General features: G+C 71.6%; 20 protein-coding genes and 1 pseudogene. 1 reads left to right on the forward strand and 20 read right to left on the reverse strand.

Annotated features, from left to right (window positions below; genetic code table 11):
- Positions 1-38: 38 nt before the first annotated feature.
- From ACSC1W_RS03230 to ACSC1W_RS03265, 8 genes are all read right to left on the reverse strand, one after another.
- The gene (locus ACSC1W_RS03230; RefSeq protein WP_435345379.1) at positions 39-1,190 is read right to left on the reverse strand and encodes an NAD(P)/FAD-dependent oxidoreductase; all 1,152 of its coding nucleotides are present in this window, start codon (positions 1,188-1,190) and stop codon (positions 39-41) included.
- Positions 1,187-1,945 (reverse strand): creatininase family protein, encoded by a 759-nt coding sequence (locus tag ACSC1W_RS03235; RefSeq protein WP_435345381.1) that lies wholly within the window; start codon positions 1,943-1,945, stop codon positions 1,187-1,189. Before ACSC1W_RS03235 ends, ACSC1W_RS03230 begins: the two co-directional genes overlap by 4 nt.
- 20 nt (positions 1,946-1,965) lie before the next feature.
- The gene (locus ACSC1W_RS03240) at positions 1,966-2,748 is read right to left on the reverse strand and encodes a DUF7388 family protein (protein WP_435345383.1); all 783 of its coding nucleotides are present in this window, start codon (positions 2,746-2,748) and stop codon (positions 1,966-1,968) included.
- A 170-nt stretch (positions 2,749-2,918) separates the two neighbouring features.
- Positions 2,919-3,494, reverse strand: coding sequence for an NUDIX hydrolase (locus ACSC1W_RS03245; protein ID WP_435345385.1), 576 nt, complete (start codon positions 3,492-3,494; stop codon positions 2,919-2,921).
- 95 nt (positions 3,495-3,589) lie between these two features.
- Positions 3,590-3,760 carry a hypothetical protein gene (locus ACSC1W_RS03250; RefSeq protein ID WP_435345387.1) on the reverse strand — a complete coding sequence of 57 codons (171 nt, stop codon included), beginning with the start codon at positions 3,758-3,760 and terminating at the stop codon, positions 3,590-3,592.
- Between the two features lie 123 nt (positions 3,761-3,883).
- On the reverse strand, positions 3,884-4,348 hold the full coding sequence (locus ACSC1W_RS03255) for a DUF7109 family protein (protein WP_435345389.1): 465 nt from the start codon (positions 4,346-4,348) through the stop codon (positions 3,884-3,886).
- Positions 4,349-4,378: 30 nt separating this feature from the next.
- Positions 4,379-5,476 (reverse strand): glycosyltransferase family protein, encoded by a 1,098-nt coding sequence (locus tag ACSC1W_RS03260; RefSeq protein WP_435345391.1) that lies wholly within the window; start codon positions 5,474-5,476, stop codon positions 4,379-4,381.
- 107 nt (positions 5,477-5,583) lie between these two features.
- On the reverse strand, positions 5,584-6,759 hold the full coding sequence (locus ACSC1W_RS03265) for an MFS transporter (RefSeq protein ID WP_435346003.1): 1,176 nt from the start codon (positions 6,757-6,759) through the stop codon (positions 5,584-5,586).
- 257 nt (positions 6,760-7,016) lie between these two features.
- On the opposite strand from ACSC1W_RS03265, the gene ACSC1W_RS03270 reads away from it, so the two are divergent.
- Positions 7,017-7,187 carry an HVO_0758 family zinc finger protein gene (locus ACSC1W_RS03270; RefSeq protein WP_435345393.1) on the forward strand — a complete coding sequence of 57 codons (171 nt, stop codon included), beginning with the start codon at positions 7,017-7,019 and terminating at the stop codon, positions 7,185-7,187.
- On the opposite strand, the gene ACSC1W_RS03275 is transcribed toward ACSC1W_RS03270, so the two are convergent.
- The 12 genes and pseudogenes from ACSC1W_RS03275 to ACSC1W_RS03330 form a co-directional block, all read right to left on the reverse strand.
- A complete protein-coding gene (locus ACSC1W_RS03275) occupies positions 7,188-8,276 on the reverse strand; it encodes an aldo/keto reductase (protein ID WP_435345395.1) in 1,089 nt (362 codons plus the stop codon).
- 90 nt (positions 8,277-8,366) lie between these two features.
- Positions 8,367-9,545 carry a DHH family phosphoesterase gene (locus ACSC1W_RS03280; RefSeq protein ID WP_435345397.1) on the reverse strand — a complete coding sequence of 393 codons (1,179 nt, stop codon included), beginning with the start codon at positions 9,543-9,545 and terminating at the stop codon, positions 8,367-8,369.
- A 44-nt stretch (positions 9,546-9,589) separates the two neighbouring features.
- On the reverse strand, positions 9,590-10,486 hold the full coding sequence (locus ACSC1W_RS03285) for an SDR family oxidoreductase (protein WP_435345398.1): 897 nt from the start codon (positions 10,484-10,486) through the stop codon (positions 9,590-9,592).
- A gap of 107 nt (positions 10,487-10,593) precedes the next feature.
- Positions 10,594-11,025 carry a DUF5791 family protein gene (locus tag ACSC1W_RS03290; RefSeq protein WP_435345400.1) on the reverse strand — a complete coding sequence of 144 codons (432 nt, stop codon included), beginning with the start codon at positions 11,023-11,025 and terminating at the stop codon, positions 10,594-10,596.
- A gap of 103 nt (positions 11,026-11,128) precedes the next feature.
- Positions 11,129-14,188 (reverse strand): annotated as a pseudogene (locus ACSC1W_RS03295) (DUF7286 family protein); the annotation flags it as partial.
- Entirely contained in the window at positions 14,176-15,093 is a 918-nt protein-coding gene (locus tag ACSC1W_RS03300) for a DUF7284 family protein (protein WP_435345401.1), read from the reverse strand. The gene ACSC1W_RS03300 and the pseudogene ACSC1W_RS03295, both read right to left, overlap by 13 nt.
- A complete protein-coding gene (locus ACSC1W_RS03305) occupies positions 15,090-15,485 on the reverse strand; it encodes a DUF7285 family protein (RefSeq protein WP_435345402.1) in 396 nt (131 codons plus the stop codon). Before ACSC1W_RS03305 ends, ACSC1W_RS03300 begins: the two co-directional genes overlap by 4 nt.
- A complete protein-coding gene (locus ACSC1W_RS03310; protein WP_435345404.1) occupies positions 15,463-15,939 on the reverse strand; it encodes a DUF7283 family protein in 477 nt (158 codons plus the stop codon). The genes ACSC1W_RS03305 and ACSC1W_RS03310 overlap by 23 nt, the downstream gene beginning before the upstream one ends.
- A 33-nt stretch (positions 15,940-15,972) precedes the next feature.
- On the reverse strand, positions 15,973-17,652 hold the full coding sequence (locus ACSC1W_RS03315) for a hypothetical protein (protein ID WP_435345406.1): 1,680 nt from the start codon (positions 17,650-17,652) through the stop codon (positions 15,973-15,975).
- A gap of 134 nt (positions 17,653-17,786) precedes the next feature.
- Positions 17,787-19,730 (reverse strand): ATPase, T2SS/T4P/T4SS family, encoded by a 1,944-nt coding sequence (locus ACSC1W_RS03320; RefSeq protein ID WP_435345408.1) that lies wholly within the window; start codon positions 19,728-19,730, stop codon positions 17,787-17,789.
- A 26-nt stretch (positions 19,731-19,756) separates the two neighbouring features.
- A complete protein-coding gene (locus tag ACSC1W_RS03325; protein ID WP_435345410.1) occupies positions 19,757-20,203 on the reverse strand; it encodes a DUF7311 family protein in 447 nt (148 codons plus the stop codon).
- Entirely contained in the window at positions 20,200-20,730 is a 531-nt protein-coding gene (locus ACSC1W_RS03330) for a DUF7310 family coiled-coil domain-containing protein (protein WP_435345412.1), read from the reverse strand. Before ACSC1W_RS03330 ends, ACSC1W_RS03325 begins: the two co-directional genes overlap by 4 nt.
- Between the last annotated feature and the right edge of the window lie 52 nt (positions 20,731-20,782).

Here is a 20,782-nt window from a genome sequence, read left to right on the forward strand (position 1 = left end):
GTCTCTCGGCCCGTCATCACAGGCCGACCCGGCCTCGACTACCGTTCTTCGACGAGCATCCCCTCGACCACCTCGAACGACTCGTCCCCGTGGAAGCGCGTCGGGTCGAACTCGGGGACGCCCGCGCCGCCACACAGTTCGTCGGCGACGGCCTCGGCCAGCGCCGGCGCGCGCATGAACCCGTGGCCCTGGAAGCCTGTCGCGACGTAGAGTCCGCCACCGAGGTGGCCGAGGAGCGGGTCGCGGTCCGGCGTCGCGGTACAGAGGCCGGCCCAGGCGCGTTCGACCGACGGTTCGTGGCCGGTCCGGTGGGCGACGCCCGCGGTCGCCGAGTCGACGAACCAGTCGTCGGCCGCGCGTCGATACCCGTCCGGGTCGGCCTCCCGTTCCTCGGTCCCGTCGCCGACGAGCAGTCCGGTCGGGTGCGGGCGGAGGTAGACTCCCACTGTCGCGTCGTAGCAGGTCGGCACGTCGAGGTCGTCGGTCGCGGTCAGCGCCTGCACGCGGTATGGCTTCATGGCGATGGGGACGCCGGCAGCAGCGAGCAGGCGCTTCGAGTGGGCACCGGCAGCGACGAGGACGGCGTCGAACGCCAGCGTCTCGCCGCCGGCGACCACGCGGGGCCGGGAGTCCGCGTCCGCGTCCGCGTCGACCCTGGCGGGCGTCGCCTCCCGAACCGTCGCGCCCTCGTCCGCGGCGAGCGACGCGAGCAACGGAGGGTAGGTCGACGGGTCGACGACGCCGGCGTCCCGGGCGACGGCGGCGACGGCGACGTCGTCGGTCCGGAGGTCCGCGAACTCGGCGTCGAGGGCACCGGGGTCGACCAGTTCGACGTCACGACCGTTCGCCTGCATCCGGGGGACCTGCTCGCGGATGGCGTCGGCCCGCCGGTCGTCGCCCTCGCGGGCCAGCCAGACGTACGGGCTGTCCGCGAACTCGAACTCGCCCTGGCCGTCGAACGCCCGGAATCGCTCGATGGCACGCCCGGCGATTCGGGCGTCGACGTCCTCCGCGAAGGCGTCGTAGCAGATGCCCGAGGCGCGACCGGAACTCCCGCCCGCTATGGTGGTCGCCTCGAACAGCGTCACGTCGACGCCGGCGCGGGCGAGGTCGTAGGCTGCCGTCGTGCCGACGGCACCGCCGCCGAGGACGGCGACGGACCCGGGCGCGTCGTCGGCCGTTCCGCTCATCGGTGCGCCTCCGGCAGGAGCGCCTCGAACGGCTGTTCCGCAAGCCAGTCCACGAGTGCGTCGAGTTCCTCGGTCGCCTTCGAGAACAGGCGCGCCCCGGCCTCGGCGGAGCCACGGGTCGGCCGGCCCACCGCGCCGGAGTCGGAGAAGTCCGCGGTGTCGAAGCCGACGGACGCCCCGTGGACGGACCGACCCCACGAGTCGGCCGCGCCCGCCTCGGCGTCCGCGAGGCGCTCCTCACGGACGAGTTCGGGGGCGACGTGGGCGACCATGCTGGTCTCCAGTTCGTCGGCGTGGCCGATGCCGGCCGACCCGAACAGTTCCTCGTCGAGGCCGTCGAGGTTCGACCACCACGTCCACGGCGCGGCGAACGCGACCTCCTCACGGCGGAGTCGGCGGGCGGCCCGGGTGATGGCGTCGGCGTTTCCGCCGTGGCCGTTGACGACGACGGCCCTGCGGACGCCGTGGCTGGCGACGCTCGCGAGAACGTCGGCGACGTAGTCCTCGAAGGTGGACGGGTCCGTCCAGAGCGTCCCGTCGAACTGGCGGTGGTGCTCGCTCACGCCGACCGGGAGCGTCGGCAGTGCGAGTACGTCGTCGCGGTCGGCGACGGCGTCGGTGACGGCTTCGGCGGCCATGTAGTCCGTCCCAAGCGGGAGTGCTGGGCCGTGTTGCTCGACGCTGCCGACTGGTAACAGTGCGACCGCGCGGTCGTCGGGGTCGACGGTCGCGGTCGTCTGACGTGCGAGGTGCATACGGACCCTGCGCCCGGCCGTCAGTTAAAGAACTCGTCCAGTCCGCGGGCGGGGTAGCCGACGACGTAGTCCGCGCCGAGGTCGTGCAGTTCCGCGACCCGTTCGCGGACCGTCGAGGTGTCGCCGACGAGGGCGAAGTCACGACACGCCGCGAGCAGGACCTCGCGGGCGCGGCCGGTCGCGCTCGAATCGGTGGCGTGGTCGTCGGGCAGCGCCCGTTCGACCGCCCCGCGACGGCTGACGTACCCCCCGAGCGCGTCGAGGACGGCGTCGTCGTCGGTGGTGAGCACCGTGGGCGCGTAGACGGCGAGTTCGCCGTCCATGCCGGCGGCCCGGAGCGCCTTCAGGTCGCGGTCGGTCGACCGCGACAGCAGGTCGAACTGGGTGCCGCCGGCCGCCAGTGCGACGCGTTCGATGCCCTCGGTGCCGACCCAGGCGTCGGAGTCTGCCTGCCTGGCGCGGCCGAGGCGGGGTGCGATGGCTCGCCCTCGCTCCCGCTCGGTGAGGTACGCGCCGTTTCCTGCCACGAGGACGCGCTCTACCTCGTCGGGGAGCGCGCTGTCGAGCGCGTCGTCGCCGAGGGGGTCGAACCCGTCGGCCCTGACCGGCGTCGTCACGCGGACGGTCGACGAACGGGCGAGTTCGCGAAGCGTCGAGGTGTCTGGCAGGTGTTCGCGGCCCTCGTAGTCGACGACCAGCACGTCCGCGTCGAGGTCGGCGGCACGGCCGACGTCGACCTCGACCGGTTTGAGCGCGACGCCGTCGAGGCCGGTTCGTGCGAGGGAGACGCCACTGGTCAACATCGGTCGTGACCTCCAGTGACGGCGATACAGAAGGATACTCGGAGACTATCGGAATCGGAGTGGAACGCGATCCATCGTCTGTGCGACCATGTACTGGAAGTAGACGAAGCGGTCCGGGATAAGCGTATCGACCTGCGGGAATTTCTGCCGGGGGTCGCCCGGCGTGGCGGTCACACCTGCCTGTCGACGCGTTCGGGTGCCCGCCAGTCGGTCGTCAGTTCCAGCAACTGGACGAGGATGCGGGCGGTCGCCCCCCAGACAGTGTAGCCGTCGACGGTGAAGTAGTGGATGACGACGTCGCCGTAGTGGGGGTGGTCGCGACGCTCGTGTCGGTAGTTCGCCGGGTCCAGGAGCGCGTCGAGCGCGAGCAGCGCCACCTCGGCCACCTCGCGCTCGTCGGGGTGGTACTCGCGGTCGGGGACGCGGGCCACGAAGGGCGTCACGGCGTACTCCGTTATCGTGCGGATGTCGTCGAGTTGGCCGACGAGGTCGGCCTCCTCGGGGAGCAGACCGATCTCCTCGTAGGCCTCGCGCAACGCCGTCTCGCGGATGTCGGCGTCGCCCGGTTCGTACCCGCCGCCGGGGAAGCTCATCTGCCCGGGGTGCTTCCCGAGGTCCTCCGAGCGCTTGGTGAACAGCAGGAAGTACCGGCCCTCGCGTTCGACAATGGGGATGAGCACGCCCGCGTCGCGACGCTCGTCGTCGACCGCCTGCGGGCTGAACTTCTTGACGCCACCGAGGTCCATCGCTCTCGGGTACGACCTGCTGCCCTAAAGCGTTCACTCTCCCCGCCGGGACGCGTCTGGGGCTCTCGGTTCGTGAACGGTCGCCGGGGACTCCGCTACCGCTGGAAGTAGTCGGCCACGACCAGCACGGCGGCCGTGACGACCAGTACGAGCACGGTCGAAACGAGACTGTCGGCGTAGTAGGCCGTGAGGAGTCCAGCGAGCAGGATGACTGCGAACAGACCGCCGGTCTTCCAGGAGGCCAACCGGTCCCATTGGACGTCCATACCGGAACCTCGGACGGTCAACTCAATAAACGTAGCTGGTTCGTGTCAACTGTTCGCACGGCACCGTGGGGCGCTCCGGGTAAGACCCGGAGCGCGAACACGTCGATTCCGGTGGCGAGGCTCTCAGAACCTGGCGTCGAGGCGGCCACGCACGTCGGCGCACTCGACGGGTGCCCACGCTTCGAGGTCGTAACTGACGTCCAGCAGTTCCATCGCGCGCGTCTCCGCGGCCCCGGCCAGCGCCGCCGTCGTCTCGTCGGCCAGTCGACCGTGGACCTGTTCGCCCAGGTCGCCCCGGTCGACCGTCCGGTGACCGACGTCCATGATGTGCGGCAGGTCCTCGCCGTGTGGGGGCTCCTCGGGGAACGCACGTGGCCCGGCGACGTACAGCACGTCGTCGTCGGCCTGCTCGTACCGGACGAGGTGGTACCCCGCCACCGCGTCGTCTATCCACGCGTCTACCTCCTCGTCGGTCACCTCCTCACCGGCGCGGAACGCGAGTTCGTCGACCGCCCGCCGAAGTTCGGCGTGGGTCAACCCCCCGAACAACTCGACCACCCCGGCGAGTTCGTCCTCACTCAGGCGCATGGTCGCCCGGATGCCCGGGACGGTTAAGTTTCATTCGGCGACACGGTCCGCCGCGTCGGCCGCGGCGTCGGCGACCGCACCGGGCGAGACGGACACCTCGGTCCACGCGGGGAGTCGACTGTCCTCGGTCGGTTCCCGCACGGCCGCGGCGTAGGTGTCGACCTGCCCGCGTTCGTCCGCCACCTCGTAGTCGAGGCCGTTGAACCGGGCGTCTGCAGCGTACTGGCGGACGAGCATCTCCGCCGTCTCGCGGTAGCGTCCCGCGAGGGTGTCGAACGACGGGTCGACGCCGTGGTCGGCGAGCGCGTTGAACAGGGCACGGCCGACCTGACCGGCCATGTCCGAGAGGCCGGTCGGCCCCGACACCGACCGGTGGTCGTGTTCGTGTCGCCCGAGGTCGACCTGCACGGTGCCGTCGAAGCCGACGTGGTCGAACGTGTCCGCGAGGACGCCGACCTCGAGGCCGAACGCCCGCTGGGCGCGGACCCGCCGGGCGAGGTCGGCCGTCGTCGCGAACTCGCCGGCGAGCGCGTACCGGAAGGCATCGAGGTAGTCGAGGAACGGGTCGTCGTGCTCCGCCTGGAGCGTGCGGACCAGGGGCGTGTAGAACAGACGGAACAGGCGCCCGTAGAGACGCCCGTTCTCGACGCGGGCGTAGTACCCCTTCGAGAAGTCGAACCCCTCGGCGACGGGCGCGAGCAGGCGGGGGACGTGCCGGTCCGAGTAGGTCTTCGCGTCGGCGTCGTGGACGACCACGTAGTCGGCGCGCTCGGCGGCGACGCCGAGGGCCAGCCACACGTCCCGCCCCTTGCCGAAGCCGTTGTCCAGTCCGTGGTCGGCGAGCAGGTCCGTGACGGCGTCGGCCGAGCACCAAAGCAGGTCCACGTGGACGTCGAACGAGTCGAGCCACGCCGCGAAGTCCGGGACGCACTCGGCCGGCGCGCGTAGCGGGACGACGACCGACGCCGGGTCGAGGTCGGCGAGCGTGGACAGCACGCGCTCGGCGGCCAGGCCGGCGTACTCCCGTTCGGTCATGGGGACGACGACGGCCGCGCGGTCGGTCGGGGCGTCGGGGCGGGGGTCCGTGAAGTCGTGTAGCGTCGTGACCCGCTCCTGGACGTACTCCATCACCTGTTACTGGGGGTGGGAGTCGTAAAATGGCCCCGACTCGGGCACGGGTTGCCGTTTCGATGACACGTTCGAGTCGGGCGAGTCACACGCCGGTCCGCGCTGGACTACGTCCGTGCGTCCGTCGGCAGCAGGTCGGCGAGGTAGAGGGCGACCAGCACCGCGAGCAACAGAGTCAGCCCCCCGGCGAAGGCCCGGAAGGTGGCGTCGTAGCTGAGGCCGGCGTCGGCGAGCGTCCCGACGGTGACGCTCCCCATCGCCTGCACGAGCATCATCGCCCCGGAGTAGAGCGCGTAGGCAGAGGCACGGTTCTCGTCGGGCAGGGAGTCGAGCAGGAACGTGTCCATCGCGGGGAACGTGCTGTGGACGAGGTAGCCGAGGACGAGCGTCACGACGACGATGGCGAGGAACCCACCGACGGTGGTGAGCACGAACAGACTCGCCGCGAACCCGCCGAGCAACGCCAGCAACAGCGGGACGTGTGGAATCCGGTCGGCCAGGTCACCGGTCAGCAAGAACGCGGGCACGCCGGCGAGGAAGACCAGCGTCAGCAACGTCCGCGCCTGCGACGCCTCGAGCCCCTTCACGTCGGTCATGTAGCTGACGTAGAAGTTGAAGACGCCGTTCCAGACGAAGCCGGTCCCGCCGAGCAGGACGACGCCGGTCAGGATCATCCGCCACTGGCGCGAGAGCGCGGCCAGCAACGCCCGGTCCTCGCTTCCGGCGGTCGGCATCGTCGTCCGCCGTGCCACCACGTAGAACGCGAGCGTCGTGGCGGCGGCGACGGCCGCGATGCAGACGAAGACGACGCGCCACGCCGCCGTCCGACCGACGACCGGGAGCCACCACGACGGCCGGACGAACACGAGGCCGACGAACAGCGGCGCACCGACGGCCGCCAGCTGGCTGGACATCCCGTGGATGCCGATCGCCCGGCCGACCCGGTCGGGGAACAACTCGCTGACGAGCGGGTTCGCCGCGATGAAGTACGCACCGCTGGCCAGTCCCATGCACAGCGCCCCCACGTACAGCATCGAGAGCGAGTCCGCGACGGCGGTCAGCGCTGCCGATGCGGTGAGCACCGCCCCGGTCCAGCCGACGACCCGGTGTCGCGGTACTCGCGTCAGGACGTACCCGGTCGGGATGCGTGGCAGTGCACTTCCGACCCACGCCACCGTCGCGATGAGACCGACGGCCCCCTCGGTCTGGATGCCGAAGGCCAGCTGGAACGTGTCGAGCATCGGTGCGAAGACCACCCGCGCGAAGTTCACGAGGAAGACCATCGTACAGAGCGACCCGAAGACGCCGAGCCGTCCGCGTCGTCGCGTCGCGTGGTCGCTCCCGGTCCGGTCCGTCACGAACGCAGCTACACGCGGCCGGCGCTCAAAGCTTTCGAACCGAAACGCTCCCCTCGGTCGGTCGCCGTCCGAACGCCGGGCCGCGGGTCCGGTCACGTCCAGAACCGTCCCATCCGCCGATAGGAACAGCTTTCGAACAGGACACCCCGGTATTTTTCCCTTCGCCCTGCATACTGCCCCCTATGAAATCGGTCAGGAAGGCGCTCAGGGATGGGACGCTAGAGAAGGACACGTACGAGCGAGTTACCTGTGCCGAGTGCGGGCAGACGCTCAAGACGAAGAACGACCCCGACGAGATCGGGACGGTACGGGCCTGTCCCGACTGCGGCGGGGAGTGGAAGGAGATCCGCTGATCACTCGAACGTCGCGTCGAACGCGTCGGCGCCCATCGGTTCGAACCGCCCGGCGTCGACGTTCTCCGAGACGTGGTCGACCCGACTCGCACCGACCAGGGCCGACGTGACGCCGGGCCCGGACCGTGCGAAGTTTATCGCCTTCTGAGCGGGCGATTCGCCCGCGACCCGCTCCGCGACGGCCGCCGGAAGTCCGTCGACCAGGTCGCCCTGGAGCATCGAGGCGCTCGTGAACACGTCGAGGTCCGCCCTGTGTGCGAGTTCGAGCGTACTGACCGGCCCGTCGGCCGACTCCTGTGCCCGGACGGTGAACGCGTCGGCCATGTGCACGTTGAACGGGAGCTGGATCGCACGGAAGTGCGTCGCGGCGTTGCCCGCCGCGTCGGCGGCCGAACGCGCCCGGCGCACCACCTCGGAGAGCGAGAGGTACGAGTCGTGGTCCTCGGGGACGCGGAAGCACTCCCACGTGGCGACGCCGTAGTGACGCAGGTCGCCGGCGGCGGCGCGGCGCTCCAGCACCTCGAACGTGTCTTCTAGCTGGTCGTACACCGTCTCCCGCGACCGTTCGGCAAGCTGGGTCTCGGGGTTGTGGACGTAGTAGAGGTCGACGGTCTCCAGCCCGAGGTTGTCCAGCGACCGGTCGAGCTGGTCGTCGACGTACCCGGGTGCGATGCAGTGACTCCCGCGAACCAGGTCGTCGGGGTCGACGATGCCCGTGTCGACGTACTCCGACTGGACGAACGCCCCGGGGTCGGCCGGCCGCGACCCGTCGAACGGGACGAATCCGCCCTTCGTCGCCACGAGGACCGACTCGCGGTGGACGTCGGCGTCGGCCAGCGCCTCACCGACCACCCGTTCGGAGCGCTGGCACCGGTAGTTGATGGCCGTGTCGAGGACGCTGATACCCGATTCGAGGGCCGTCACGATGGCCTCGTGGTAGCGTTCGTCCACCTCGTCAGTCGGGTCGCCGAGGTACGTCCCGAGACCGATGCTCGACACGAGACCGTCGCCGAACCGTCGGAAGTACGTCCGGGCGAACGACTCGTGGAACGCGTCCCGGTACGCCCACGACGCCGTGGTTGTGACCATGGACGCACTCGGTTCGCTGGCGTGAAAAGCGCCGCGTTCGCCGTCCTCGACCGTCGCCCCGACCCGTCGTCGACGAGGACGTCGGTTCGGCTATCCGCGTGCGCCGGCGAGGGCGTCGAACAGTTTGCGCTTGAACTCGTCGCGCGAGACGCCGTCGGAGGGGCCGATGCCCTCCATGTGCTCCTTCGACAGTTGCCCGCCACCCATCCGGGCGTGTCCACCGGCGTCGGCCATCGGGATGTTCGCGACCACCGACCGGAGCGCCTCGCCCATGTGGATGCGGTCGTCGCGCGAGCGCCCGGACATGTGGACGGTGCCGTCCTGCTCGCCGAAGACGACGACGGCGCTGACGCCTTCGAGGTGCATCAGTTCGTCCGCTGCCTGCGGGATGGCGTCCACGTTCGGGATGCTCCCGAGGTCACAGACGGCAAAGGGTCCGTTGACGTCCTTCTCGACGATCGCCTTCGCCTTGGTCCGCAGCACCTCGTCGGGCACCTGTGGGTTCGCGATGCGGTCGAGCAGGTCCTCGTTGACCGCCGGGTAGAGGTACGCGCTCGCGTCGAACTCCGCTGCCGAGCACCCGTTCGTGAGGTTGTTCGTGTCCGAGAGGATACCGTAGAGAAGCCCCGTCGCCGTCTTCGAGTTCAGGGTCACGTCGTCGTCGCCGTTCCCGTTCCCGTTCCCGTCCTCTGCGTCCAGTCCCTCGAAGTACTCGGCGAAGATGGTCGCACAGGCGCCGTAGTCGGTTCTGATGTCGGTGTGGCGGGTTCCGGCCCCGTTGCCCGGATGGTGGTCGACGACCGCGTACGGTTCGACCTGCTTTGCGCCCTGGAACCCCCGCGCCGTATTGTGGTCGACGAGGACGACGGTGTTCGTCTCGAGGTCTGCGGCGGTCTCGATTCGGTCGAGGTCCAGGTCGAGGACGGTCCGGAAGGCCCGGTTCTCCTGGTGGCGTATCTCGCCCGGGTACTGGAGGTGGGCTTCGACACCGGCGTACTCGCACAGTTCCGCAGTCGCCATCGCACAGGCCATGGCGTCCGGGTCCGGATTCGGGTGCAACAGGACGGTCACCTCGTCGATTCCTCTCATCGCACGCACGAAGCGCTCCCCCGGCGTCCGTCGAAATCGACGAACGCCGAACCACGCCGCCCCGGTTCCGAGGACGACCGCGAGGACCACCCCCAGGAGGAGGAGTGGATCCGCAGTCGCGGATTCGACCACGCCTGCGGCGCGGCCACTGATGGAACCCGGGGTGACATCGAACCCCATAACCACCTTCTCACATCCGACCAGTATGAAGGTTCCCCACTTCGTCAGGCGTGTCGACTGCGAAACTCGTCGATTGCGTCCTGGTGCCCCTCGCGGAACGTCGGGTAACGGAACTCGTAGCCGAGACCGCGGAGTTTCTCGTTCGAGCACCGCTTGGAGGTGCGTATCCGCCGTTTCGCGGCCGCCGAGAGGTCCTCGTCTGCCAGTCGTTCGACCGTCGTCTGCTTCGGCGGGTGCGCGACGCCACAGGCGTCCGCGAGCCAGTCGGCGAACGCCCACTTCGAGACGGGTTCGTCGTCCACGACCTGTACGACCTCTCCCCGGGCGTGCCCGCCGTCGAGGAGGAAGCGGACGGCTCCGGCGGCGTCGTCCCGGTGGACCATGTTCAGGTACCCTTCGGTCACCGGCCCGGTGAGGTAGCGGTCGAGTCGGTACCGGTCGGGACCGTACAGGCCGGCGAACCGGGCGACAGAACCGTCGACGCCGTACTCCTCGCCGGCCGAGAGCGCCAGTTCCTCGGCGGCGACCAGCACCTCCGTCTTCGGCGTCGTCGGGTCCAGTGGCGTCGTCTCGTCCACCCAGTCACCGCCGTGGTCCCCGTGGACGCCGGTGCTGGACGTGTAGACCAGTCGGTCAGGCTTCGCAGTCCGGTCCGCGAAGTGTTCGAGGACGGTGCGCTGGCCATCGACGTATATCCGTCGTGCGACGTCGGCACCTCGGCCACCGGTGCTGGCGGCGAACACCAGCGCATCCGCATCTGGGACGGCGTGGAGGCTGTCGGGGTCGGCCAGGTCCGCCTCGACGGCCTCGAACCCGGCGTCATCGATGGCAGACAGTCCAGACGGCGAGCGCCGGACCCCGACCACGTCGTGTCCCGCCGCCGTCAACTGTCGTCCCAGTTCGATGCCGACGTAGCCACAGCCCAGTATCGCGACGCGCATGGCCGCCGCTTGGACTGGCTGGCGGTTATGGATGTCGGCGGTGGGACTGTCGGCTCGCAGACGACGACCGGCGTACGACGGCGGGCGGGGACCGGGCGTCGCTTCGACTACCGCTGTCGGCTGGCGATGGCGTGCTGGATGTCGACGAACTCGTGGAAGGTCATCGGCGCACGGCGCTCAATCTTCTGTTGCACCTCCGTCGGCCCGAGGTCGACGTCGAGGTTCGCGGCCACGGCCTCGACGTCCATCACACCGGTCGTCATCCCGAGGAGCAGGTGCTCGCAGGCCATCTCGTACACAGTGTCGGCGTCGGCGACACCGTCGGCCAGGGCCTGTATGGCCGCCGCATCGGTCAGCGCGAGCGTCTCCGGAATCTCCTCGTCGGCGATTCGTTCGACCGTCTCGCGGTCCAGCCCGGTCTGTGCGACGACCGTGTCGACGCCCTGCTCGTCGACGATGGCGGCGAGGTCGGCGGCGTACTCGGCTTCGAGGTCCGCTGTGGACTGCCCCGAGACGTCGGTCCGGTGTTCGTGGAACATGTGGGCTGGCTTGGCCGGGCGGGTACAAGGCGTTGATGCAATCGGTCTCGTTCGCGGTAGCTCCGGGCCACGTCTCGGGTCCGGGACAGGGCCAACCGCCGGACTGCTCTGTGGCGACGCCGTCGGTGTCCCCGACGCCCTGTCGCCCGGGTGGGACGACGACCGCGACGGCGACGGTGCTCTCGACGGTCACCCGGTCGGCGTCGCCGATCTGTTCGACCTGTCCGTCGCCGTCCACGTCGAACCGTACGGGACCGCCATCCCTGACGTAGACGAAGCCGCCGGGCTGATCCGGCCCGCCGCGGTCGGCCCGGACCGCGAACCTGGTGTAGGTCCCCCGCACGTCGACGACCCAGACGTTCGTCGTGACGACCCACGAGTAGAACGGAACCAGGGGCAGCCCGGCGAACGTGGTCGTGACGTTCTCGCCGTACCTGCCGGTGGCGTAGCCCTCGACACCGTTCCGCAGGGCCTCGGTGGCCCCCGCCGCGACGAGGGTCTCCTGACGGTCCCGGAGGAACGAGGCGGCGTCCTCGACCGGCCCCACCGACAGGCTCGCGGACTCCGAGTGGACCGCCGTCCGGAGCGCGGTCCGGGTCCTGACTGTCAGTTCGTCGCGTCGGCGCGCGTCGAGCGTCCCGTCGCTCGGCCTGCTCTCGGCGGCCCTCCCCTCGACTCGCGTCGCCACCTCGGCTGCGATGGCTGACGCCGCCGAACCGTTCACGACCGCCCGTGCCCGGTCGGCCGTCACTGGCCAGCGGTCGAGTCCCGCCGCGACGGCCGACCGCGCCTCGCGGTACGAGAGGACCGTCGCGGCGGCGAGGTCCCCGGCGACGGCTACCTCGACGGCAGTCAACGACCCGGCGACCTCCCGCCGGAGTCGTTCGCGTCGCCGCTCGGCGGCAGCGTCGGCGGCCGCCCGTCCGACGCGCTCCATCGCGAGCAGGTTCTGCGTTCCCGTCGCGAGACTCACGCCGGGCGGTGTGTCCTCGTCGACGCTCCGGGCCACGGTCTCGCCGGCCTCGCCGTACGGCACGGTGAACAGGTTCACGTTCCGTGCGACGAGCGGGTGGAAGCCGTCGGTCCGAATCGACCGGACCCGGTCGGAGTCCAGACCGGTCGTGACGAGGTAGGCGGGCGCGCTCTCGACGTGGAGCGAGAGCGACCCTGCCGGACCGCCGCTCGCCAGCGTCGGTGCCGCCGGGTGACTCGCCGCCGCGGCGGCGTCCATCGTCGCGGAGACGTCTGACAGGGCGAGGCCGTGGTCCGAGAGGACGTCGTCGAGGCCGTCGCGACTTCGCCGGGTCGCCTCGGCGCGGCCAGCGAGTTCGTCGGACAGTCGGGAGAGGTAGGCCGCCCGGACGGCGGTCCTGGCCCGTTCGAGGACGCTCCCGTACGGGTCCGGTGCGTCGACGAGCGACGCGCGACGGTCGGCGATTCGCGACCGGAGCGCGGCGGCGGGCGTCGCCTCGGCCACGAGGTCGCCCCGAGACGTGGTCACGGAGAGGTTCCGCGTGTGTCGGCGGAGGTCGGGAAGTCCACGGTACGCGACGCGTCCAGCACGGGCGGGGACGTCGCCGTAGATTCGGGTCGTGGTCCCGTCGAAGTCGCCAGTCACTGCCCGTCTAGCGAGGCGGTTCGTGCCGCCCAGGTCGGCGACGACGGCGGTCACCGTCTCACGGACGTCGGCCTGCGTCTCGCCGCCGAGGACGCCGCCGGGCGCGAACGCGCCTTCGATGGGACGGTTCGGTCCGGGTGCGCCGACGGCGGTGCGGGCGTCGACGGTCAGTCCGACCAGGTACCGCCGCGTCTCGTTGCGCCGTGTCGTCTCCCGATGGGTCCCGTCCGTCCAGTACGTCGTGGTCGTCTCGACGACGGTCACGACTCGCTGGTAGGTCCCGAACCGGCGTGCGTCGGTTCGTTCGTCGGGCGTCGGAGCGTCACCCACGCGGACTCGCACGTCCGTATCGACCGTCGTCCCGACGCGCCGCCAGGTCGGCCCGGGTGGAACCGTCGCCGGTCCCCTGACGGTCGACGTGTGTCGGACGGCCGCCCTGATGGACACGTCGGCGCTGTACGCGGACTGTACCACCTCGTCGAGCGACCGTCCCCCGTCGCCGTCGAGCAGGCGACGGAACGCGACGTCGGCGCTCTCGTTCACGCCGACGGTGATGGGGTCCTCGTGCGTGGTTCCTGGCGTGCCCGACGGTGGGACGTCCGGGACACTGTTGGCCAGCGTCCCGTCCGGTTCGTCGAGGACGAGGTCGACCCAGGTACCCGCGGTGGCGCCGGTCTGTCCAGGCGTCTGTTCGATGGCCTCCTTTGCCACGAGTCGGCCGCGCGCCCGTCCGAGTGCCCGGCGTCCCGCGTCGTCGGCCTGCCCGAAGGACGCGCGCTGGGTTGCGAGCGCCGCCTCGTTCGCCGACAGCGAGACGTGTCGGGTCCCGAGGACGTTCGTCACCGGCAGGCCGCCGTACTGGGCGTAGCCCCGGGTCCAGGTCCACGCGTACAGTCGCGCGGCGAGCTGCCGACCGAACCCGGCGCCCTCGGTCGGACCGCGGTTCAGTCGCTCCTCGAACGACGACACGCGGTCGTGGACGAACAGGACCGGCGTCGAACTCGTGAACCGGACGGTTCGTGTCTCGCGCGCGACGGTGCGACCCTCGCGCCGGAGGACGACGGTCACGTTCGAGATGGCGACGTGCATCGACCCGTTGCCGGTAAGGTCCAGCGAGACGCTGGCCATCGCTGCTTTCGCGCTGGCGATGTCGCTCACCGGAGGGAGCGACGCCGTGGCGCGCGCCGAACCAGCCTGCACGTCGACGGCGGTGAGTGCCAGTCGCGACTGTCGATACACCCGCAGTCGGAGCGCGTCCCGGAAGGGTCGGGCGTCGCTCAGCAGTCGTCCGTAGGTCGTGTTCGCCGGCGAGACGACCGGGTCCGTCGCCGCGTTCCGACTCGCCCGGTCGACGGCCGTCCGGAGCGCCGTCGTCACCTCGGCATCGGCCCGTTCCATCGCTACGTCGCCGTCGAGCGTCGCACCGCCGTGGGGGCGCGTCGAGAGCGTCGCCGCGAGCGTCGTGCTCCCCACGAGCAGGAGGACGCCGACGAGTGCGAACGGGACTCGCCCCCGTTCGTCGTCAGCGAATCTCACGTCGACCACGTCCTGACGGTGACCGTGACGGTTCGAGGCGAGACGGAGGCGGCCGCGTCGGCCGGCCCGTCTGTACGTTCGCGCATGTCGGCGGCGTACCGTGCCGCGAGCGCGTCGACGAGGTAGGCGTTCGCACGCTCGGTGGCTCCCGACTCGACGGTGTCCGTCAGGCCGACCCCGAGCGTCGCAGCCGTTCGGCGGTACCGGGCTGCCGTCAACCGGTCGTCGGGAGAACTGCCGAGGAGAGCGAGGCGCGTTCGCTCCGGCGGGAACAGTCGGCCGACCGTCGCCCGGGCAGCGTCCCGCGCTACCGAATCGACACCCGTGGGAACTTCGCCAGCACGGCCCTCACCGGTCGACCGTCCGACGGCGACCGGAACGCTGAGCGTCGCGGCGTGGACGTCGACGCCCGGTCGCGGGTCGTCACCGACGACGACCGAACCTGCGAGGGGTGCGTCGGGGTACGCTCGCCAGGTGGCGACGACCTGCCAGTCGGTCTCGAGCACGGCCAACCGCCGGGCGGTGGCGTTCGAGACGGCCCGCTCGAACCCGCCACTCGTCGCCGAGATTCGCGTCCCGTCGACGGTCGCCTCCGAGACGGCGGCGCGGGCGAGGAGCGAGGCGAGCGACCCGTGAGCCGTTCGGCAGTCCCCCGAATCGTTCGACGACGCACACGTCGTGCCCGCCCCGTTGCCGAGGTCAGTCGTCCCGGTGGGCGAGTACGCGACCGTCGCCGTCGTCGTCCCGAGCAACGACGCAGCACGGTCGGCGCTGGACGGATCGCTCACCGTCGGGCGGTCGACGTCGACGAGGACGGCGACCGACGCCGTGACGAACAGGAGGCAGACCGCCACGTCGAGGACGGTGCTGACCGCCCGGCGGTCGCCGGAGTCCAGTGCCGGCGGCGCGGTCACGTCCACACCTCGACCCGGAGCGTCCCGGCGACGACGACGCCCGGCGCGACGCTGACGCTCACCGGACGGGCGGCCGTCGCCGCCGTCTCGGGTGCGGCCGGTCCGGCACGCCAGCGTTCGCCGTCGGCGGCGACCGACACGGCGAGGTGGTAGCCGTCGGGACCAGCGTCCAGCGTGTCGGACAGAGCGTCGGGGTCTGCGACGCCTGCCGGTGCGAGCGTCTCGTGGACGCGTTCGAGCGTCGGTTCCGCGACGGCCCTGGACCGGTCGTCGCCGGCGAGGGTACCCTCCAGCGCGCCGGCGTACAGTGCGAGTCCGACGCAGACGGCGAACACGGAGACGAGCGCCGCCGTCGGTTCGGTCTGTCCCCTACGCGTCGACCAGCGTGACACGCACATCACCCCAGTGAACGCGGCGGACGACGAGTCGGTCGGCGGCGGGTCGCCAGTCGGCCGCCTCGGCGTCGACCCGGGCCGACCGGACTGCGCGCCGGAAGTCGGACGGCGAGTCGAACGCGTCGGCCGGTTGTACGCCCGCGAGGACGCGGGCTAGCGTCGTTCCGTCGGCGACGGGAACGACCGGCCCGAACGCGAACGTCGCGTAACTCGTCTCGCCATCGCTCCTGAGGCCGAGTTCGCCCGGTCTGAGCCGGACCGAGTCCGCATCGAGGCGATGTTCGGCGACCGTCGGGTATGTCGCCCCGGCGACGGCGTCGACCGTGTCGGCCGCGGCGGGGGCGTCGGGTGCGGGCCGGGTCGGCAGGTCGACCGCGACCCCGGCGACGGCCACGCTCGCCACAGCGACGGCCAGCCAGCAGTACCACGCGTCCAGTGGAACGTCGAACATGCCGAGGTTGGCCGCGTGTTCGTACTTGAACCCTCAGACGACGGCGCCGGCGGCGACGACCGACCCGACGTAGACGGCGACGGCGGTCGGAAGTGCCCGGCCGACGCGAACGCCGACGAGCGCCCTGTCGAGTCCGTGCCGAAGCCCGGTCGAGAGCGTCGTCAGCACGACGGCGAGCAGGCAGACGTAGACTCCGACGACCAGTCCGAGTTCCGCGACCGGGAGCGGCGGGACGCCCGTCGCGGCCGCGTCCCCCGACAGGCCGACAGACCCACCGTCCACGGCCATGCCCTCCGCGAGCGCCACGGTCGCGCCGGCGACGACCGGCCCGAACGTCGTCGCGGTGCTCGACAGGGTGCCCGTGACGCTGGCGAGGTCGTGCTTGCAGTCGCGTTCGAGCGCCTGGAGGTCGGCGAGGTGGTCGGCCATCGAGACCACGGCCCGGCCGGCCGGTGCGCCCTCGTCGGCCGCCAGTCCGAGGAGTGCCGCGGTGCTCCGGGCACGGGGACTCGGCACGTCGACGAGTGCGCCGTGCTCGCCGACGAAGGCGTCGTCGACGCTCGTGCGCAACTGGCGCTGGCGGTGGGCCGCGGCCGCGAACGCCTCGCCCGTCGCTCCCTCGACCTCGGCGGCAGCGCGGTCGACCGCCGACTCGACCGCCGTCCCCTCGGCGACGCGACGGCCGACCAGGTAGAGCGCGTCGACCAGGTCTGCCTCCACCGCCCGGGCGTGGTCCCGGACCGCAGCGACAGGACGGTACCGGACCGCGAGAGCGACCCCGGCGCCGACGGCAGGGCCGACCAGCGGCGGCGTCCAGGCCGGCGCGACCAGCACGGCGACGGCGGCGCTGGTGAGTCCGACACCGATGCCGGACGCGAGGGCGCGCCAGGGCCGGTCGGGCACGTCGGGATGGGACCGGGGTACCGACGGCGGTGGGAACGCGACCGGCCTGCGGGCGAACAGCCACGCGCTCGCGCCGAGCAGGCACAGCGGGAGTGCCACGTCGTAGACGAACACGAGTGCGCCAACCGTGACGGGGACGCCGGCGACCCGGGCGGCCGGGAGCACCGCGACGAGCGCCAGTGGCAGCAACACGCCGAAGGCGTAGACGCCCGTTGCCGGCCCCTGGATGCGCGCGCCGAACTCGGCCATCCGGTCCCGGGTACCCCTTGTGACGGCAGTCATCGCGCGGTCGAGCGTCCGCGCCCGCTCGCCGGCAGGCGCGTCCGCGGCGGCGTCGACGAGGTGCAGCGCGCGACGGAGCGCCGGGAAGCGGTCACCCCACTCGTCGGCGAAGCTACCCAGCCCGGTCCCAGGTGCGCCCCGGGCGCGTCGAACGTGGGCTGCCAGGCTGGCCGCGAGTGGGCCGTCGTCGGTCGTCGCGGCGAACGCTGCGGCGCGCTCGGCCGTCGGCTCGACGTGCATCCGGAGGACGGCCCGCCCGACGAGGTCCGGCGCGTCGCCGAGGGCTGCTGTCCGTCTGGCGGCCGCGAGCGACCCCGGTGCGGCGTGGACCGCGTGCGTCCCCCCGAGTCCCAGTGCCGCCGCGACGATGGGAACCGTGGTCGGCGACAGGTCGGCGACGACTGCCAGTCCGGTCCCCGCGAGCGCGAGGAGTCCGCCGAAGACGTAGCCGGCCCGGACGACGGCTTCCGCCGCGAGGCCGCTGCCGAGGAACCGAAGCGAACGGGAGACCTCCTCGCTGGGGCTCACGGGCCACGGATACCCTCGGGCCAGGAGTCTGACCGCGGCGACGAGGACGACGGGGAGGACCGGATCGCCCAACTGCCCAGCCCCAACCGACGCGGTCGGGACTGGCACGTCCGGGTCGGACGGACGACTTCGGGTCACCGCCGGGTCACCGCCTCGGCGACCGGTGTCGCGTCGGCCGGGTCGGTTCGCCCGTCGTCCACCAGCGACCGGATGGCGGTCGCTCGCCTCGCGACCGCCTCCCTGACGTCGGCGTAGGACTCGTCTGGACGGGCGAGTCGCGCGACGAGGTCGCTCTCGCCCCGGTCGATGCGACCGGTCGGTTCGAGCGCCAGTCCGTCGAGTTCGAACAGCGACGCGAAGCCGACCTCACCCTCGGCGGTGTCGTCACGAACCTCCTCGACGCGACAGACGCGACGGACGCGACCGCCGGGCGTCTCCAGCGGTCTGAGGGTGACGACGAGGTCCGTGACCGCGAACGAGGAGGCCGGGACGTCCATGTCGGAGACGACGCGTTCACGAACGTCGTCGCCGCCGTCGCCGTGGATGGTACCGAGGACTGCGCTCCCGCTCGCACCGACCCGCATCGCCTCGTAGAGCACCCCGGCCTCCTCGCCACGGACCTCTCCGACGACGAGCGCACCCTCGCCGAGTCTGAGTGCGGTCCGGAGCGCCTCGGCGGGGGTGACGCTCGGCCCGTCGTTCGGTGCGGTCCTGAGTGCCTGCACGTCCCGCCCGTGGGCCTGCAACCCGGCGACGGGGAGTTCCGGCGTGTCCTCGATGACGACCGTCCGGGTCTCGACCGGGAGTTCCCACAGCAACGCGCCGAGCGTCGTCGTCTTGCCAGCACCGCGCGTCCCGGCGACGAGCGTCGCGGCGGCACGCTCGACCGCCAGCGAGAGGAGCGCGGCGGCGCGGGCCGGCACGGAGCCGACGGCGACGAGTCGGGGGAGGGTCCACCGTTCGCCACCCGAGCGACGGAAGGCGAAGCCGTACCCGTCGCTGACCGGTTCGGTGACCCCTGCGACGCGGACGCGTCCCCCGTCGATGGTCACCGTCGCGTCGAGCGTCGGACTCGCGCGGGAGAACGAACGGCCACTCTCGCGTCGGAAGCGAGAGGCCAGCGCGGCCGCGCCCGACGTGGTGAGTCGGACGTTCGTCGGCATCGTGTGCTGACCGGCGGTGACCCGGAGGGGCGTCTCGGTCACCGGTGCGGAGGCGAACACGTCCGAGACGGCGTCGTCGGCGAAGCAGTCGGTCAGGACGCCGTAGCCGCGGGTGTGCTTCCGGAGAACTGCGGCGAGCGTCTCGACCGGGTCGTCCTCGTCGGCGACGTCCCGGACGGCACGGCCAGGTGCGCGGCCACCGTCGGCACCGTCGACGCCGCCCGACGCGAGCCGTTCGTAGGCCGCGTCGAGCGTCCGGAGTCCGGCCACGTCGAGGCGGGCCTCGACCGGTCCGACGTGGTATCGGCGTCGTCCCTCGGCGTCCACGTACTCCCGGACTGCGGCGTCGGTCGACGTCTCTCGAGCCGTGACGAGAGTCGCACCGGGCGGTGGCGACGCGGCGACGCGAGCGCGGGCCAGCGACGGCCCGAGGAAGGGCCGCAACGCGAGTTCGTACGGGTCGGAAGCCTCGTCCCCGGCGTTTCGGGCGGCTTCGAGACGGTCCCTGGCGCGTTCGGCGGCGACCGCGAGACCGGTCTCCCCGGCGGCGTCCCCGACTGGCCCGGCGCGTGCCGCCGCGTCCGTGGCGGCCCTGAGGGGGTCGGTTCGTGCACGCTCGGCCAGCGTCGGGTCGCGGTACGCGACGGTTTCGGCGAACCGGCCGGCCGAGACGAGCAGGGCTGCCGCGTCGTCCTCGTACGCCCTGTCGAGGCCGTCGGCGCGACAGACGACGTGTGCCGCGTCCCGCGAGGCCAGCGCCGAGACGACCGTCGCCCGGCAGTCCGGTTCGGCCGCGAGGTCACCGCGACCGTCGCAGTGGGCGGCGTCGACGAGGAGCGTGTCGTCCTCGAACGTGGGCGTACAGCCACAGCGCGCCTCGTCGTCGGCCGACAGCAGTGAACGGAGTGGTCGCATGCCCCCGGTTGGTCGCCCACTCCGTCTTAAACTCCGGTACGGACGACCTGGACCCCGTCCTCGTGGAGGGTCAGTTCGAGTTCGTACGTGCCCGGGCCGTGGAGGACGAGCGGGTCTCCGCCGGTCTTGACCGGTACGGGGAGCGAGACGGTTCGAGGCTGTCGTCCCGCGACGGCGTAGGCGAGAACGTGGGGGTCCGGGTCGTCGGCCCCTGGACGGCCACCGATGGCGACCCAGTCGACGCTGCTGGTGGTCGGGGTCCCGTCCGGAAGTCGGACCGAGACGACCCGGCGCGCGCCCGCACCGGGCGTCGGTTCCTCGCTGGCGAGCAGACCGGTTGCGGCGCGCTCGACGGCCGCCAGGTCGGTACGGACGAGCCGTTCGCTCCGGGATTCCCTGGCGGCGTCGATGGCCGGCGTCGCCGCTGCGACGAGTGCGAGCGTCACGGCCACGGCCAGCAGCACCCGTATCACAGCAACTCGCGGAGTCGTGCGACGAGTCCGGGTCGGTCCCGGTCCGCGTCCCGGTCGAACGTCGGTGCCGGAGAGTTCGGCCACTCGGCGTCGGGAACATCGTGCCCGGTCTTCCGGGCCCTCGCAGTCTCAGGCTCCGGGTCGGACGACGACCTCGGCGCTCGTGCCTCGTCGCCGGGGAGCGTCCGGTCGGCCTCCAGCGCTGCCAGTCGGTCCTCGACGTCCGCGACGGCGGCCAGTGCGGCGTCCGCCCGTTCCTCGACACGTTCGTCGACGGACCGGACCTGCCCGGCGTAGCCACGGAGGGCCTGAACGGCGGCGTCCAGGTCCGCGAGCGTCTCCTCGGCCTCCGTGAGGCGGTCCTCGACGGTGTCGAGTCGGTCCTGTACCGAGTTCCTCTCGGCGCAGGTGTCGGTCTCGTATCCGTCGGCATGCACGTCCGTCGGGTCGGACAGCGACTGGCCGTCCGTCGCTTCGTCGAGAGCGCGTTCGACCGCACGCAGGCGGTCGTCGAGGGCGTCGGGCATACCCACCCTGGCCGCGTACTGGTATATAAATTCCAGTCGGAACGTTTTACGT

The organism is Haloarchaeobius marinus, from assembly GCF_051207415.1.
Classification (GTDB): domain Archaea; phylum Halobacteriota; class Halobacteria; order Halobacteriales; family Natrialbaceae; genus Haloarchaeobius.